We start from the raw sequence: 13,679 nt of genomic DNA, 5'->3' as shown, positions 1-13,679 counted from the left end.
TTGCCGGGTACACATTCCTGCTAGCAGGAACCCCCGTACCAACGGCTCAAGCGACCCCCTACCGAAGGTCGTGTCCCTCACTTGGCGTCACCTGTAGTCTCCTGACGAAGCTTTTTCGAGGTGAGGTAGGGGCTCTTTCCGGTGTTCAGTCGCATTGCCATCGTCAACCGTGGTGAGGCCGCCATGCGGCTCATCCACGCGGTCCGTGAGCTGTCCGCGGAGACCGCGACCCCGATCGAGACGGTGGCGCTGTTCACCGACGTCGACCGAGGCTCGACGTTCGTGCGGGAAGCCGACATCGCCTACGACCTGGGCCCCGCCGCCGCCCGGCCCTATCTCGACCTCAAGACGCTCGAGCGCGCGCTGGTCGACACCGGCGCCGACGCGGCGTGGGTCGGCTGGGGCTTCGTGGCCGAGGATCCGGCGTTCGCCGAGCTGTGCGAGCGCATCGGCATCACGTTCGTCGGTCCCAGCCCTGAGGCCATGCGCAAGCTCGGCGACAAGATCGGCGCGAAGCTGATCGCCGAGGAGGTCGGGGTGCCGGTCGCGCCGTGGAGCCGCGGCCCGGTCGAGACGCTCGAGGCCGCGCTGGCCGCCGCGGGCAACATCGGCTACCCCCTCATGCTCAAGGCCACCGCCGGTGGCGGCGGCCGGGGCATCCGCGTCGTGCGCGACCCCGACCAGCTGGCCGACGCCTACGAGCGCACCAGCCAGGAGGCCGCCCGCGCGTTCGGCAGCGGTGTCGTCTTCCTCGAGCGCCTGGTCACCGGCGCCCGGCACGTCGAGGTCCAGGTGATCGCTGACGGCGAGGGCACCGCGTGGGCGCTTGGCGTGCGTGACTGCTCGGTGCAGCGGCGCAACCAGAAGGTCATCGAGGAGTCGGCGTCGCCGGTCCTGCCGCCCGAGCGCGTGCTCGAGCTCAAGGCGTCGGCCGAGCGCCTGGCCGTCGCGGTGGGCTATCGCGGCGCGGCCACGGTCGAGTTCCTCTATCACCCGGGCGACGACCTGCTGGCCTTCCTCGAGGTCAACACGCGCCTGCAGGTCGAGCACCCGATCACCGAGTCGACCACCGGGTTCGACCTGGTCAAGGCCCAGCTGCACGTCGCGTCGGGCAACCGGCTGACCGGCGAGCCGCCCCGCGAGCGCGGTCACGCCGTCGAGGCCCGCCTCAACGCGGAGGACCCCGACCGCGACTTCGCCCCGTCGCCGGGCCGCATCGCCCGGCTCGACCTGCCCGCCGGCCCCGGCATCCGCGTCGACACGGGGGTGAGCGAGGGCGACACGATCCCCGGTGACTTCGACTCGATGATCGCCAAGGTCATCGCGTACGGGAAGGATCGTGACGAGGCCCTGGGGCGGCTGCGCCGGGCGATGGCCGACACGACCGTGGTCATCGAGGGCGGGGCGACCAACAAGAGCTTCGTGCTCGACCTGCTCGACCAGCCCGAGGTGATCGACGGCTCGGCCGACACGGGGTGGATCGACCGCGTACGGGGTGAGGGCCGGCTCGTCTCGCACAAGCACTCCGCCGTCGCGCTGGCCGCGGCCGCGATCGAGGCGTATGAGGAGGAGGAGCGCACCGAGCAGCAGCGGCTGTTGTCGACCGCGTTCGGCGGGCGCCCCCAGGTGCGGCACGAGAGCGGCACGCCCCTCGACCTCAAGCTGCGTGGCGCTGCCTATCGCGTCCGGGTCGCCCGGGTCGGCGCCCGCCGGTTCCGCGTCGGCATCGAGGCCGGTCACGAGGTGCGCACGGCCGACGTCGAGCTCGAGCGCTTCGACAAGCACACCGGCCGCATCACGGTCAACGGCGAGCGGCACCGGGTGCTCACCGGCGCGCACGGCGCGATCCACCTGGTCGAGGTCGACGGCGTCACCCACCGGATCAGCCGCGACGAGGGCGGCGTGCTCCGTTCCCCGATGCCGGCCCTGGTCATCGCCACCCCGCTCGAGGTCGGCGCCGAGGTCGAGTCGGGCGCGCCCGTGCTCGTGCTCGAGGCCATGAAGATGGAGGCCGTGCTCCGCGCGCCGTTCAAGGCCCGCGTCAAGGAGGTGCTGGTCACCGTCGGCGCCAAGGTCGACTCGGGGGCCGCGCTGCTGCGCCTCGACCCGATCGGCGACGACGAGGCCGAGCAGGAGGCCGCCGCGGGCGACATCGATATCGACCTGCCCGCCGCCCCGGCCGAGCCGACCGCCGCTCAGCGGGTCGCCCGGGGCCAGGAAGACCTGCGCAGCCTGCTGCTCGGGTTCGACGTCGACCCGCTCGACGAGCGCCGCGTGCTGGGTGACTACGTGACGGCCGCCGCGGCCGAGTCCCGCCGTCCGCTGGCCGGCGAGGTCGAGCTGATCGAGGTCTTCGCCGACCTGGCCGAGCTCAGCCGCAACCGCTCCGCGGGCGACGACGGCCTCAGCGACACCCACGTGCACAGCGCGCGCGAGTTCTTCCACACCTACTTGCAGAGCCTCGACGTCGAGCGGGCCGGGTTGCCCGAGTCGTTCCAGGCCCGGCTGTCCAAGGCGGTCGGCCACTACGGCGTACAGGAGCTGGAGCGCACGCCGGAGCTCGAGGCCGCCGTCTTCCGCATTTTCCTGGCCCAGCAGCGCGCGTCGGCCGACGCCGCGGTGATCGCGACCCTGCTGCGGGCCTGGCTGACGACGTCCCCGCCCGACGACACGCTCCGCGAGCCGGCCGGTCTGGCCCTCGAGCGGCTGATCGCGGCCACCCAGGTGCGCTATCCGGCCCTGGCCGACCTCGCCCGCGGCGTCGTGTTCTCGTGGTTCGGCCAGCCGCTGCTGCTGCGCAACCGGGCCCGCGTCTACTCCGGCATCCGCAAGCACCTGCGCCACCTCGACGCCGAGCCGCAGTCGCCCGACCGCGGCGAGCGCATCGCCGAGATGGTCCGCAGCACCGAGCCGCTGGTCCGCCTGCTCGGCCAGCGCCTCGTGCGCAACAACCTCGACAACTCGGTCATGCTCGAGGTGCTGACCCGCCGCTACTACGGCAACAAGGGCCTGACCAGCCTGCGGACGTCGGGGATCTTCGTCGTCGCCGAGCGCGAGGGCTCATGGATCGCCTCGGCCGCCGTGCCGTTCGACGGCCTGGGCGCCGCGCTCGACGGGCTGGCCGCGCTGGCCGGCGACGCGGCGATCGACGCCGACATCTACCTGTCATGGGAGGGCCAGCCGACCGACCCCGACGCCATGGCGGCCGCGCTGCACGAGATCGTCAGCGCCCACCCGCTGCCCTCGCAGGTGCGCCGGCTGACCACCACGGTCGCCGGTCGCGGCGGCGCGGTCATGCATCACCACTTCACGTGGCGTCCGTCGAGCACCGGCCTGACCGAGGAACGGCTGATCCGCGGCCTGCACCCGTACATCGCGCAGCGCATGCAGCTGGAGCGGCTGCGCAAGTTCGACCTGACCCGCCTGCCGTCCTCCGACGAAGAGGTATACCTGTTCCGCGGCGTCGCCCGGGACAACCCCGGTGACGACCGGCTGATCGCCTTCGCCCAGGTGCGCGACCTGACCGAGCTGCGTGAGCACGACGGCCGCCTGGTCTCGCTGCCCACGGCCGAAGACACGATCGCGGCCTGCCTCGACTCGATCCGCCGGGCCCAGTCGCAGCGGCCCTCCGACAAGCGGTTCAGCACCAACCGCATCGTCATCTACGTGTGGCCGCCGATCTCGATCACCCGCGAGGAGATCGAGATGATCGTCCGGCGCGTCCTGCCGACGAGCGCGGGCGCGGGCCTGGAAGAGATCCTCTTCATCGGCCGGTGGCGCGACCCGCAGTCGGGTCAGCTGGCCAAGGTCGCCGTGCGCGTCTCGCGGGACGCGACTTTCGCCCCGATGCTGACCGTCGGCGAGCCCACGGACGAGCCGGTCGAGCCCCTCGACAACTACCGGCTCAAAGTCCTGCGCGCCGTCGCCCGCAACACCGTTTACCCGTACGAGTTGACGCGGCTGCTCGGCGACTTCGAGGAGTACGATCTCGACGAGTCGCACGCACTGGTGCCCGTCGACCGGCCGAAGGGCCGAAACACGGCCGCCCTGGTCGCCGGTGTGGTCACGAGCCGCACCGAGCGCCACCCCGAGGGGATCACCCGCGTGGTGCTGCTGGGCGACCCGACCAAGTCCCTGGGCGCGCTGTCCGAGCCCGAATGCCGCCGCGTGATCGCCGCGCTCGACCTGGCCGACCGGCTGCGGGTGCCGCTGGAGTGGTACGCGCTGTCGGCCGGCGCCCGGATCTCGATGGAGTCCGGCACCGAGAACATGGACTGGGTGGCGGCCGCCCTCAAGCGGATCGTCGAGTTCACCCAGGCCGGCGGCGAGATCAACATCGTGGTGGCGGGGATCAACGTCGGCGCCCAGCCGTATTGGAACGCCGAGGCCACGATGCTCATGCACACCAAGGGCATCCTGGTCATGACGCCCGACTCGGCCATGGTGCTGACCGGCAAGCAGTCGCTCGACTTCTCCGGCGGCGTCTCGGCCGAGGACAACTTCGGCATCGGCGGCTACGACCGGGTGATGGGCCCGAACGGGCAGGCGCAGTACTGGGCGCCCAACCTGGCCGCGGCCCGCGAGGTGCTGATGGCGCACTACGACCACACCTACATCGTGCCCGGCGAGGCGTTCCCGCGGCGGGCCACGACGACCGACCCGGTCACCCGCGACATCTCGTCGTTCCCGCACACCGTGGCCGGCAGCGACTTCACCACGGTCGGCGAGATCTTCTCGGCCACGGCCAACCCCGACCGCAAGAAGGCGTTCGACATCCGGGTCGTGATGCGGGCGCTGGCCGACCAGGATCACGCCGTGCTGGAGCGCTGGGCCGGCATGGCCGACGCCGAGACGGCCGTCGTGCAGGACGTGCACCTCGGCGGCATCCCGGTCTGTCTGCTCGGCATCGAGTCGCGGTCGGTGCCGCGGCGCGGCTTCCCGCCCACCGACGGCCCCGACACGTACACGGCGGGCACCCTGTTCCCGCGGTCGTCGAAGAAGGCGGCCCGGGCGATCAACGCGGCGTCGGGCAACCGGCCGCTGGTCGTGCTGGCCAACCTGTCGGGCTTCGACGGGTCGCCCGAGTCGATGCGCAAGCTGCAGCTCGAGTACGGGGCCGAGATCGGCCGGGCCATCGTCAACTTCCGCGGCCCGATCGTCTTCACGGTGATCTCCCGCTATCACGGCGGCGCGTTCGTGGTCTTCTCGAAGATGCTCAACCCGAACATGACCGTGCTCGCGCTGGAGGGCTCGTTCGCCTCGGTGCTCGGTGGCGCCCCGGCCGCGGCCGTGGTTTTCACCGGCGACGTGAACCGGCGCACCGCCGCCGACCCGCGCGTCAAGGAGGCCGAGGAGCGTCTGGCCGCCGCGTCGGGCGCCGACCGGGGTGCGCTCGCGGCCGAACTGGAGGAGCTGCGCAACTCCGTACGCACCGAGAAGCTGGGCGAGGTGGCCGCGGAGTTCGACCGGGTGCACAGCATCGAGCGAGCGGTCGAGGTCGGCTCGGTCGACGCGGTCATCAAGGCCACCGAGATGCGGCCGCGCATCATCGAGGCCATCGACACCGCGCTGCGCCGCCAGCAGCGCTGACGCCCGGCCGGCAAAGACGGCAGCGCCGGCCCGCACGAAACTGAGCAGCCCCGCCCTCGCGAAAAGCGAGTGCGGGGCTGCTGCGTTGCCTGGCCGGACGCCGCCCTCGGGGGCGCGGCGCGTTGCCGGGCCGACCGTCGGCTTTGGGGTGTGGCGCGTTGCGGGCCGGGCGTCGGCTTTGGGGTGTGGCGCGTTGCGGGCCGGGCGCCGGCTTTGGGGTGTGGCGCGTTGCGGGCCGGGCGCCGGCTTTGGGGTGTGGCGCGTTGCGGGCCGGACGTCGGCCTCGGGGTGCGCGGTGGTCAGTCGCGGCGGATGCCGAAGAGCTCGCAGTTGACCATCGTGTCGCCCTCGGGAGCGATGCACCGGTCGCCGACCGGGCCGTGCGGGCCGCCGTCGAGCAGATCGACGGCTGTGTTGGGCGCGCCTTCCCACTCCTCGCCGGCGGTCAGGACGTCGTCGCCCGCCTCGCCGTACACCTTGTCGGCGCCGTCGCCCCCGCCGACCTCGTCGTTCCCGGCGCCGCCGCGGACCGTGTCGTTGCCGTTCAGGCCCATGATCCGGTTGGCGAGGGCGTTGCCGACCAGCACGTCGTCGCCCTTGCCGCCGTTGATGTTCTCGACGTCCGCGCCCAGCGTGTCGCGCTCGCCGGCCTCGCCGTCGTCGCCGCTGACCCCGTCCAGGCTGACGTGCAGCGGCTTGGTCCGCCCGAGGTAGGCGACCGTGTCCTCGCCGGGGCCGCCCAGCATCACGTCGGGCGCGAGGTCGGCCCCGCCGTCGAGATAGTCCTTGCCGGTGCCGCCCTCGATCCGGTCGCTGCCCGAGCCCGACTGCAGTGTGTCGTTGCCCGGCCCGCCGAAGAGCTGGTCGTTGCCGGCCCCGCCGAGCAGGAAGTCGTCGCCGTTGCCGCCGTAGACGCGGTCGTTGCCCAGGCCCGGGTCGAAGCTCGTGGGCCAGTTGACCGAGTCGTTGCCGTCGCCGCCGGAGATCGCGTCGTCGCCGCCGCCGCCGAACAGCTTGTCGTCGCCGCCCAGGCCCCAGATGGCGTCGTTGCCCGAGCCGGCCGCGCCCAGCACGTCACCCATGATGTAGTCGGCCGCCGAGCCGCCGGTGATGCGGTCGCTGCCGGGCCCGCCGTTCGCCGTCAGCGGCACGTTCGTGTTGTTGACGATCGTGTCGTTGCCGTCGTACGTGAACACGCGCACCTGCCCCGGCGTGGCCGCCGTGGTGCAGCGGACCTTCGTCGAGTCGCCCTTGACCGCCGCGCAACCCTTGCCCGCGCGCACCGCGACCCGGTCGTCGATCGTGATCGTGCGGCCCGACCGTGTGATCACGACGTTGTTGACCGCCTTGGCCGCGGCCGCGTATTGCACCACCGTGCTCGACGTGACCGAGGCCAGTCCGCCCGTCGCCGCCTCGGCCGGCAGCGCGAACCAGCCGGCCGCGCCGATCGCGACCGCTGTCAGACCCACACCCGGGATCCAGGCCCGTTTCATCGTTTTGCCTCCCCCATGAGAGCCGCGGCTCCGCGCCCCGGCGCGACAGGGCCGATCATAAGGCGAACCCGGGTTGTGGCCGGGGCCGCCGGGTGTGGTGGTCGGCTGGTGGGGTCGGGGCTGCGGGGGTGTGGTGGTCGGCTGGTGGGGTCGGCGCTGCCGGGGTGTGGTTTGTCAGCCCGTCGGTTCGATGCTGGTCGGATGTTGTGGCGGGTCTGCTGACTCGACGGTGCCCGGGTGTGGCTGCCAGCCTGCCGGGTCGATGCCGCCCGGTACCGGGGCTGCCGGGTCGTAGGGCTGGCGGGTGAAGACGAAGGTGCCGATGTCGAGGTGGGTGAGCATGCCGTTCGCGTCGCGGTGTGGCGTGAGGCGTTCGCCCGCGAAGTAGCCGGTCAGGCCGATCCACGTGCCGTCGCCGGATGCGCGGAAACGGGCCCCGCGCCCGCCGCCGCCGGTCAGCGTGCCCAGTTCGAGGCCGCCGTCGGCCACGGGTCGGACGATCTGGGCGGTGGGGCCCCAATACCAGGGGCCGGCCAGCTCGAGTACGGCCGGATCGAGGTCGGTCAGGGGCGTCCACGGTGCCGGGATGCGAGGCTCGCGTTCGGCCACGAGGTCGAGCAGGTCGGCCGTCACCGTGCCGACCGGCAGGCCCGACGTGGTGTTGGCCAGCAGCACGGCGCCGAGCCCGTCGTCGTGGCTGACCCAAACCGTCGCTACGAACCCAGGAACCGAGCCGGTGTGCCCCGACAGCAGCCGCTCGCCCCGGCGCAGCAGCTGGGTGCCCAGACCGTACGAGGAATTCCATGCTGTCGCCTCGGGGGCCGAGGACGGGAAGCGCAGCTCGGCGCGCGACTCCGCCCGCAGCACCCGCTCGTCGCCGTCGAGCAGGAACGCGGCGAAGCGGGCCAGGTCGTCGGCGGTGGACCACAGCTCGCCGGCCGGACCCATCGGGCCGTAATCCTGGATCGGCTCGGGCAGCAGCACGTCGGCCCACGGATGCACGGCCCAGCCCGACGCGTGCGGCGCCGACGGCCGCGGGCCCGTGCGGGTCATGCCCAGCGGCTCGAGGATCTCGCGCGTGAGCACCTCGGTCCACGCCTCGCCGTGCAGCCGCTCGACCAGCGCGCCGAGCACCGCGAAGCCGGGATTGGAATAGTGGAAGCGGTGGCCGGGCGGGAAGACCCGGGGTTCACGCGGCAGGGTGTCGGTCAGCTCGGGCCGCAGCGCGCCGGGCGAGCGCTCCCACCACGGGCCCGGTGGCTCGGCGGCCAGCCCCGCGGTGTGGGCCAGCAGGGCGCCGATCGTGGCGTCGCCGATCGCCGTGCCGGGCAGATGCTGGTCGAGCCGGTCGGCCAGGGCGAGCCGGCCCTCGTCGCGCAGGCGCAGCACCAGCACGGTCACGAACGTCTTGGTGATCGAGCCGATCCGATATTGCATGTCGCCGCCGGGGGTGACGCCGTCGACGCTGCCCCAGCCCTCGCGCCACACCTGGCCGCCGTCACGCACCACTGCGGCCACGACCGAGGGCGCCCGCGCCGACACCTGCGCGGTGGCTAGACGGTGGCGGAGCGCGCGGCCTGTCTCGGGAAGCAGAGATGACATGCGGCGAACTTACAAGGCCGCCCCGACACTTTCCGGCCCCTGTGGACAACTCGCCAGCGCGACGGCGATCCGGTCGAGCAACAGCGTGACGGTCGGTGACAGCTGGTTGTTGACGATCACGGAGAAGACCAGCGGACGGTCATCGGGGCCGGTCACGTATCCGGACAGGGCCGACGCGCCGGTGAGCGTTCCGGTCTTCGCGTGCACGTTCCCGGCGGCGGGCGTGTCGCGCATCCGCTGGCGCAGTGTGCCGCCGATGAGGGGATCGGGGTTGCCCGCCACGGGCAGCGCGTCGTACCAGAGCGGGAACCAGGTTTCGGACCGCACGGCCAGCAGGAACCGGACGATTGCGGCGGGCGGCACGAGGTTGCGCCGGGACAGGCCGGAGCCGTCGACCAGCCGCAGCGTGGTCGTGTCGACGCCGACCCGGGTCAGGTAGGCGGTGACCGCATTCGTGCCCGCGGGCCACGTGCCGGTGCCGGCCGCCGCGAGCCCGATTGCCTTGGTCAGCTGCTCCGCCATGGCGTTGTTCGACCTCTTGAGCAGCGGTTTCATCAGCTCCCGGAGCGGTCGTCCGGCGTGCCGCGCGAGCGCCGTCGCTCCGGCCGGGGTGGCTTTCCCGGTGACGACCAGACCCTTCACCCGTACGCCGTGACGAGCCAACGCCGTACGGAAGACGTCGGCGACCAGCGCCGTCGGGTCCCACACCGTGACCGCCTCGGTGACCGGCGGGGCGCTCCTCAGGACGCGGCCGGTGACCGTGAGCTCGTTCGTGCCGTGGCCGCGCGTCACCTCGATGCCGGGCGCCGCACCGACCGTGACCGTCCGGTTGATGACCTTCAGTAACTTGCTCGGCGGGCTGACCGTGAGGCGGGCCGGCCGGTTGTCCACAGCCGCCGGAATGGCCTTGACGGTCACCGTCCCGGCCAGATAGTTCTCGTCCGGCGCCAGCGTGAGCGCCGAGATCGGAGCCGCACCGGGATCCTTCTCGTCGTCCCACGCCCATTCCAGTCCGAGCCGTTGCGCGTCGAAGGAGGTGTCGTCGGCCACCAGGTTGCCGGTGATCTCGCGGAGCCCGGTCGCGGCCACGTCCCGGGCCAGCCGGTCGAGGTCGCCGGGGGAGAGCGCTGGGTCACCGCTGCCGCGTAGATAGATGTCGCCGGCGAGTGAGCTGTCCCGGCGTACGCCTGAAGCTTTGGCCTCCGTGACGAAACGATGCCCGGGGCCGAGGATCGCCAGGGCCGCGGCCGAGGTGAACAGCTTCGCGTTGGACGCGGGCAGCAGGCGACGCGCGCCTCGGCGATCGACGAGGGTCGCGCCGGTTCGCGCATCGGCCACCACGACACCGGCCTGCGCTCCGGCGAGCGCCGGGTCGGCCAGGACGCCATCGACCGCCCGCTCGATCCTGCCCGCCGCCGGGGACAAATCGGACACGACGGGAGAGGGTGCGTTGCGAGGGGGCGCCGTGAGAGAGGGCGCCGTGAGAGGAGGCGAGTGGGGAATAGGCGCGGTGTGAGGAGGCGCGGTGAGACAGGGTGCGGCGGGCTGGGCTGCGAGGAGCGGGGGCGAGGCCGGCGCGGAGGCGGGGTGTGCGGACGCGGGTGGCGTAAGGGCTGGGTGCGCCACCAAGGAGAGCGCCGCGGCGAGGGCGACGGCGGCGGCTCGTACGCGGATCATGTCTTGATCAACGAGCGGGAACCCGATTTGTGGCTCGTGACGTCTGCGTACGCGGACCGCCTTTCGCCGGAATTTCGGGGGCGGCGGCGAGCATGGACGGTAACGACGACGGAGGTTTCACTTGCGAGCACTCCCCGCCCTGGTCGCGGTCCTGGCCCTGACCGCCTGTGGCAGCACGGCCGACCCCGGCGACCCCACCCCGACGACGGCGCCACCGAGCGCACCGCAAGGCAGCGGCGTCGACGAGATCGCCACCGGCATCGATGTGCCGTGGGGCCTGGCCTTCCTGCCCGGCGGCGGCGCCCTGATCGCCGAGCGTGACAGCGGCCGCATCCTGCGCGTGGCCGAGGGCGGAGGACAACCCGAGCCCGTGTACGAGGTGCCGGGTGTCGCCGCCGGCGGCGAGGGTGGCCTGCTCGGCCTGGCCACCACCGGCGACTGGGTCTACGCCTACTTCACCGCGGCCGACGACAACCGGATCGTCCGGTTCAAGCTGGAGGGCAACGCGCAGCCCGAGGTGATCTTCGAGGGGATCGCCAAGGCCGGCAACCACAACGGCGGGCGGATCGCGTTCGGCCCGGACGACATGCTCTACGTCGGCACCGGCGACGCGGGCGACACCGGCCGCTCGCAGAACGCGGACAGCCCCAACGGCAAGATCCTGCGGCTGACCCCGGAGGGCGATCCGGCGCCCGGCAACCCGACGGCCGGGTCCCCGGTCTTCAGCCTCGGTCACCGCAACGTGCAGGGTCTGGCCTGGGACGACCGGGATCGGCTGTTCGCGACCGAGTTCGGCCAGAACGACGTCGACGAGGTCAACCTGATCGAGCCGGGCAAGAACTACGGCTGGCCCGACGTCGAGGGCGAGGGCGATACCAGCGGCGGCCGCTTCACCAATCCGCTGGTCACCTGGCCGACCAGCGACGCCTCCCCGTCGGGGCTGGCGATAACCGGCAACACCCTGTACGCGGCGGGGTTGCGCGGTGAGCGTTTGTGGACGATTCCGATCGAGGGTGACGGCCTGGGCGAGCCGCGCGCGATCCTCGACGGCGAGTTCGGCCGGCTTCGTACGGTCGAGGTCGCCCCGGACGGCTCGCTCTGGGTGACCACGTCGAACACGGACGGGCGGGGCGACGTGCGGGACGGCGACGACCGCATCCTGCGGCTCTCGCCCGAGCAAGGCGGCGCTTGACCCTCCATAAAGGGTGGGGGGCCGGGTTCACGCCCGGCCCCCGCACCTCAGAACCGTGCGGCCGCCTTCTGGCCGAGTGACCGGCTCACCGACTCGTCCGGGTTGGGCTTGCTGAAGATCTCGGTCAGCACGTCGCCCTTGCGCACGAGCACGATCTGCGTCAAATAGTCGTCGCCGTAGTGGAAGACCACCAGCAGCGACTCGTCACCGGCGAAGTGCTGGCTCGCGATGCGCACGGACTGCCCGGCCGGCGCCTTGCAGTTCGACACCCTTTCCCGTACGCCGCCAAGGTAGGCGCTCGCCCCGCCTTCGGTGAACCGGGTCGTCTCCTGCAGGACGTACACCTCTCGTCCCTTGCGCAGCGCCCGCTCCCGTCCGTCGATCGCCTCCGGCCTCGACCCCGCCGGGCAGCCGAGCGCCGCCGCGTTGAACTCGAAGCTCCAATCGCCGTCCCCGGTGCCGTCGGCGGGCAGATAACCGGGGCCGACGTCCGCGGGCTGCAGCATCATCGCGCGCGTGATGTCGGACGACGGCGTCTCGGGGAGAGACGGTGACGTTCCCAGGTGAGACGGTGGTGTCTCGTCTTGAGACGGTGAGGTCTCAACTGGAGACGGCGGATTCGAGGGAGCCGGCGCCGACGAGACAGCGGCCGATGCGGCCGGCGCGGGCGAGGGTTGCGGCGAGCGATCGGCCCGGGCGAAGGCGACCCCGCCCGACACCAGCACGATCGCTACGACGGCGCCCACCATCCCGGCCTGCGCAGTGGTGCGGCGGCGGGCCCGGCGGCGCACGCCCTCGACCGGCTCCCACGGCGTGTGCTCCGTCTCGGCGTACAGGGAACGGAAGTGGCGATCAGGCATGGTCGTACTCCTCGTCCAGCAGTCCGGCCAAAGCGCGACGGCCCCGGGCGAGCCGGGTCTTGACCGTGTTGACGGGAACACCGGTCTGCGCCGCGACCTCGGCGACGGACAGGTCCATGAGGTGGTGCAGGGTGATCGCCTGACGCTCACCCACGGTCAGCTGCTTGAGCGCGGCGATCAGGGCGACCATGTCGGGGTGCGGCGGCGGTGCGTCGGCGGCGGGCCCGTGCCGCACGTACGCCCGGAGCCGGTTCCTCGCCTTGCGCCAGTGGTTCGCGCACAACCGGAACGCCACCGTGCGCAGCCACGCCTCCGGATCGTCGTACCCGGACACGGCCGGCCACCGTTGCCATGCCCGTACGTACGTCTCCTGCGCGGCGTCCTGGGCCTCGGACCGGTCGCCGGTCATGGCGTACAGGTAGGTCACCAGTCGATGCCGGGTTCCGGCGTAGAACTCCTCGAAGCCGCTGTGATCGGCCACCCCGCCCCCTCTCGGCGTCGTCATACAGCAACACCCGCGGGCGGGCCGCCAGGTTTCACGAGATTTTGTCGATCACCGTTTGCAGGGTGAGGTCGGCCGCGCTCGTCAGCACGAGATCCGCCTGCGCGAAGTGCGCAACCTGGACGAACGCGTTCGGCACGGCCACACACCGCAGGCCGGCGGCTTGGGCCGCGGCAACGCCGTGCGGAGTGTCCTCGAACGCCAGCCCCCGGTCGGCGCCTATGCCCAGACGGCGCAGCGCCAGCTGGTAGACGGCCGGGTCGGGCTTGTGCCCGGCCACCTCGTCGCCGCAGGCCGTGACCTCGAAGCGGTCGAGCAGACCGGCCCGCGCGAGGTTGCCGTGCACCCACTCCTGGGCCGAACTGCTGGCCACCGCCAGCCGCAAGCCGAGGGCGGACGCCTGGTCGAGCCAGTCGCGGATGCCCGGCGCGGGTTCGAGCGTCTCGTGCAGGCGGGCCCGGAACGCGTTGCGCCGCGCGTGGCTGGCATCCCGGTCGAAACTCGCGCCGACCGCGGCCGCGAGTTCCGTGTACCGCTCCGGCACCGGGCCGCCGTGGGCCGCGAAGAAACCCTCCTCGGGCAGCTCGAGCCCGTGCTGCCGCCACAGCCAGCGCCAGCTCTCGAGAAGAGTCGATTCCGTGTCCATGATCAGGCCGTCGAAGTCGAAGATCAGCGCATCGGGAGTCACCGGACCATTATCGGGGCCGCTCGGACGGGGTCGGATGATCGGAGGACGCGCGGGGCCACGCCGGTTCGGTAGCGTT

At 72.3% G+C, this 13,679-nt stretch carries 8 protein-coding genes; 2 read left to right on the top strand and 6 right to left on the bottom strand.

Annotated elements, in window-relative coordinates; all coding sequences use genetic code 11:
- The first annotated feature begins 141 nt into the window (after window positions 1-141).
- Window positions 142-5,589, top strand: a complete 5,448-nt coding sequence (locus JKJ07_RS35570; protein WP_202996332.1) for an ATP-binding protein — start codon at window positions 142-144, stop codon at window positions 5,587-5,589.
- 299 nt (window positions 5,590-5,888) lie between these two features.
- On the opposite strand, the gene JKJ07_RS35565 is transcribed toward JKJ07_RS35570, so the two are convergent.
- The 3 genes from JKJ07_RS35565 to dacB form a co-directional block, all read right to left on the bottom strand.
- Window positions 5,889-7,082, bottom strand: a complete 1,194-nt coding sequence (locus tag JKJ07_RS35565; RefSeq protein WP_202996331.1) for a calcium-binding protein — start codon at window positions 7,080-7,082, stop codon at window positions 5,889-5,891.
- A 174-nt stretch (window positions 7,083-7,256) separates the two neighbouring features.
- Window positions 7,257-8,684 carry a serine hydrolase domain-containing protein gene (locus tag JKJ07_RS35560; RefSeq protein WP_202996330.1) on the bottom strand — a complete coding sequence of 476 codons (1,428 nt, stop codon included), beginning with the start codon at window positions 8,682-8,684 and terminating at the stop codon, window positions 7,257-7,259.
- Between the two features lie 9 nt (window positions 8,685-8,693).
- Window positions 8,694-10,118: a D-alanyl-D-alanine carboxypeptidase/D-alanyl-D-alanine endopeptidase gene (gene dacB / locus JKJ07_RS35555; protein ID WP_202996329.1), complete on the bottom strand. Its 1,425-nt coding sequence runs from the start codon at window positions 10,116-10,118 to the stop codon at window positions 8,694-8,696.
- Between the two features lie 364 nt (window positions 10,119-10,482).
- Here dacB and JKJ07_RS35550 point away from each other — a divergent pair, with 364 nt between their 5' ends.
- Window positions 10,483-11,553, top strand: a complete 1,071-nt coding sequence (locus JKJ07_RS35550; protein ID WP_202996328.1) for a PQQ-dependent sugar dehydrogenase — start codon at window positions 10,483-10,485, stop codon at window positions 11,551-11,553.
- Window positions 11,554-11,600: 47 nt separating this feature from the next.
- Here the strand turns inward: JKJ07_RS35550 and JKJ07_RS35545 are convergent, their stop codons facing one another.
- Genes JKJ07_RS35545 through JKJ07_RS35535 form a run of 3 tightly spaced genes read right to left on the bottom strand, consistent with a single transcriptional unit; the run spans window position 11,601 to window position 13,603 of the window.
- Window positions 11,601-12,413 (bottom strand): hypothetical protein, encoded by an 813-nt coding sequence (locus tag JKJ07_RS35545; protein WP_202996327.1) that lies wholly within the window; start codon window positions 12,411-12,413, stop codon window positions 11,601-11,603.
- Window positions 12,406-12,918, bottom strand: a complete 513-nt coding sequence (locus JKJ07_RS35540; protein ID WP_236030406.1) for an RNA polymerase sigma factor — start codon at window positions 12,916-12,918, stop codon at window positions 12,406-12,408. Before JKJ07_RS35540 ends, JKJ07_RS35545 begins: the two co-directional genes overlap by 8 nt.
- Before the next feature lie 31 nt (window positions 12,919-12,949).
- On the bottom strand, window positions 12,950-13,603 hold the full coding sequence (locus JKJ07_RS35535) for an HAD family hydrolase (protein WP_202996326.1): 654 nt from the start codon (window positions 13,601-13,603) through the stop codon (window positions 12,950-12,952).
- Window positions 13,604-13,679: the final 76 nt, after the last annotated feature.

Source organism: Paractinoplanes lichenicola (assembly GCF_016785085.1).
GTDB lineage: Bacteria > Actinomycetota > Actinomycetes > Mycobacteriales > Micromonosporaceae > Actinoplanes > Actinoplanes lichenicola.
This window is presented reverse-complemented; position numbering and strand designations above follow the sequence as displayed.

Bases quoted from the DNA above. Each gene is read 5' to 3' on its own strand.
- JKJ07_RS35565 (WP_202996331.1), bottom strand. From the start codon at position 7,082: ATGAAACGGGCCTGGATCCCGGGTGTGGGTCTGACAGCGGTCGCGATC.
- JKJ07_RS35560 (WP_202996330.1), bottom strand. From the start codon at position 8,684: ATGTCATCTCTGCTTCCCGAGACAGGCCGCGCGCTCCGCCACCGTCTA.
- JKJ07_RS35545 (WP_202996327.1), bottom strand. From the start codon at position 12,413: ATGCCTGATCGCCACTTCCGTTCCCTGTACGCCGAGACGGAGCACACG.
- JKJ07_RS35540 (WP_236030406.1), bottom strand. From the start codon at position 12,918: ATGACGACGCCGAGAGGGGGCGGGGTGGCCGATCACAGCGGCTTCGAG.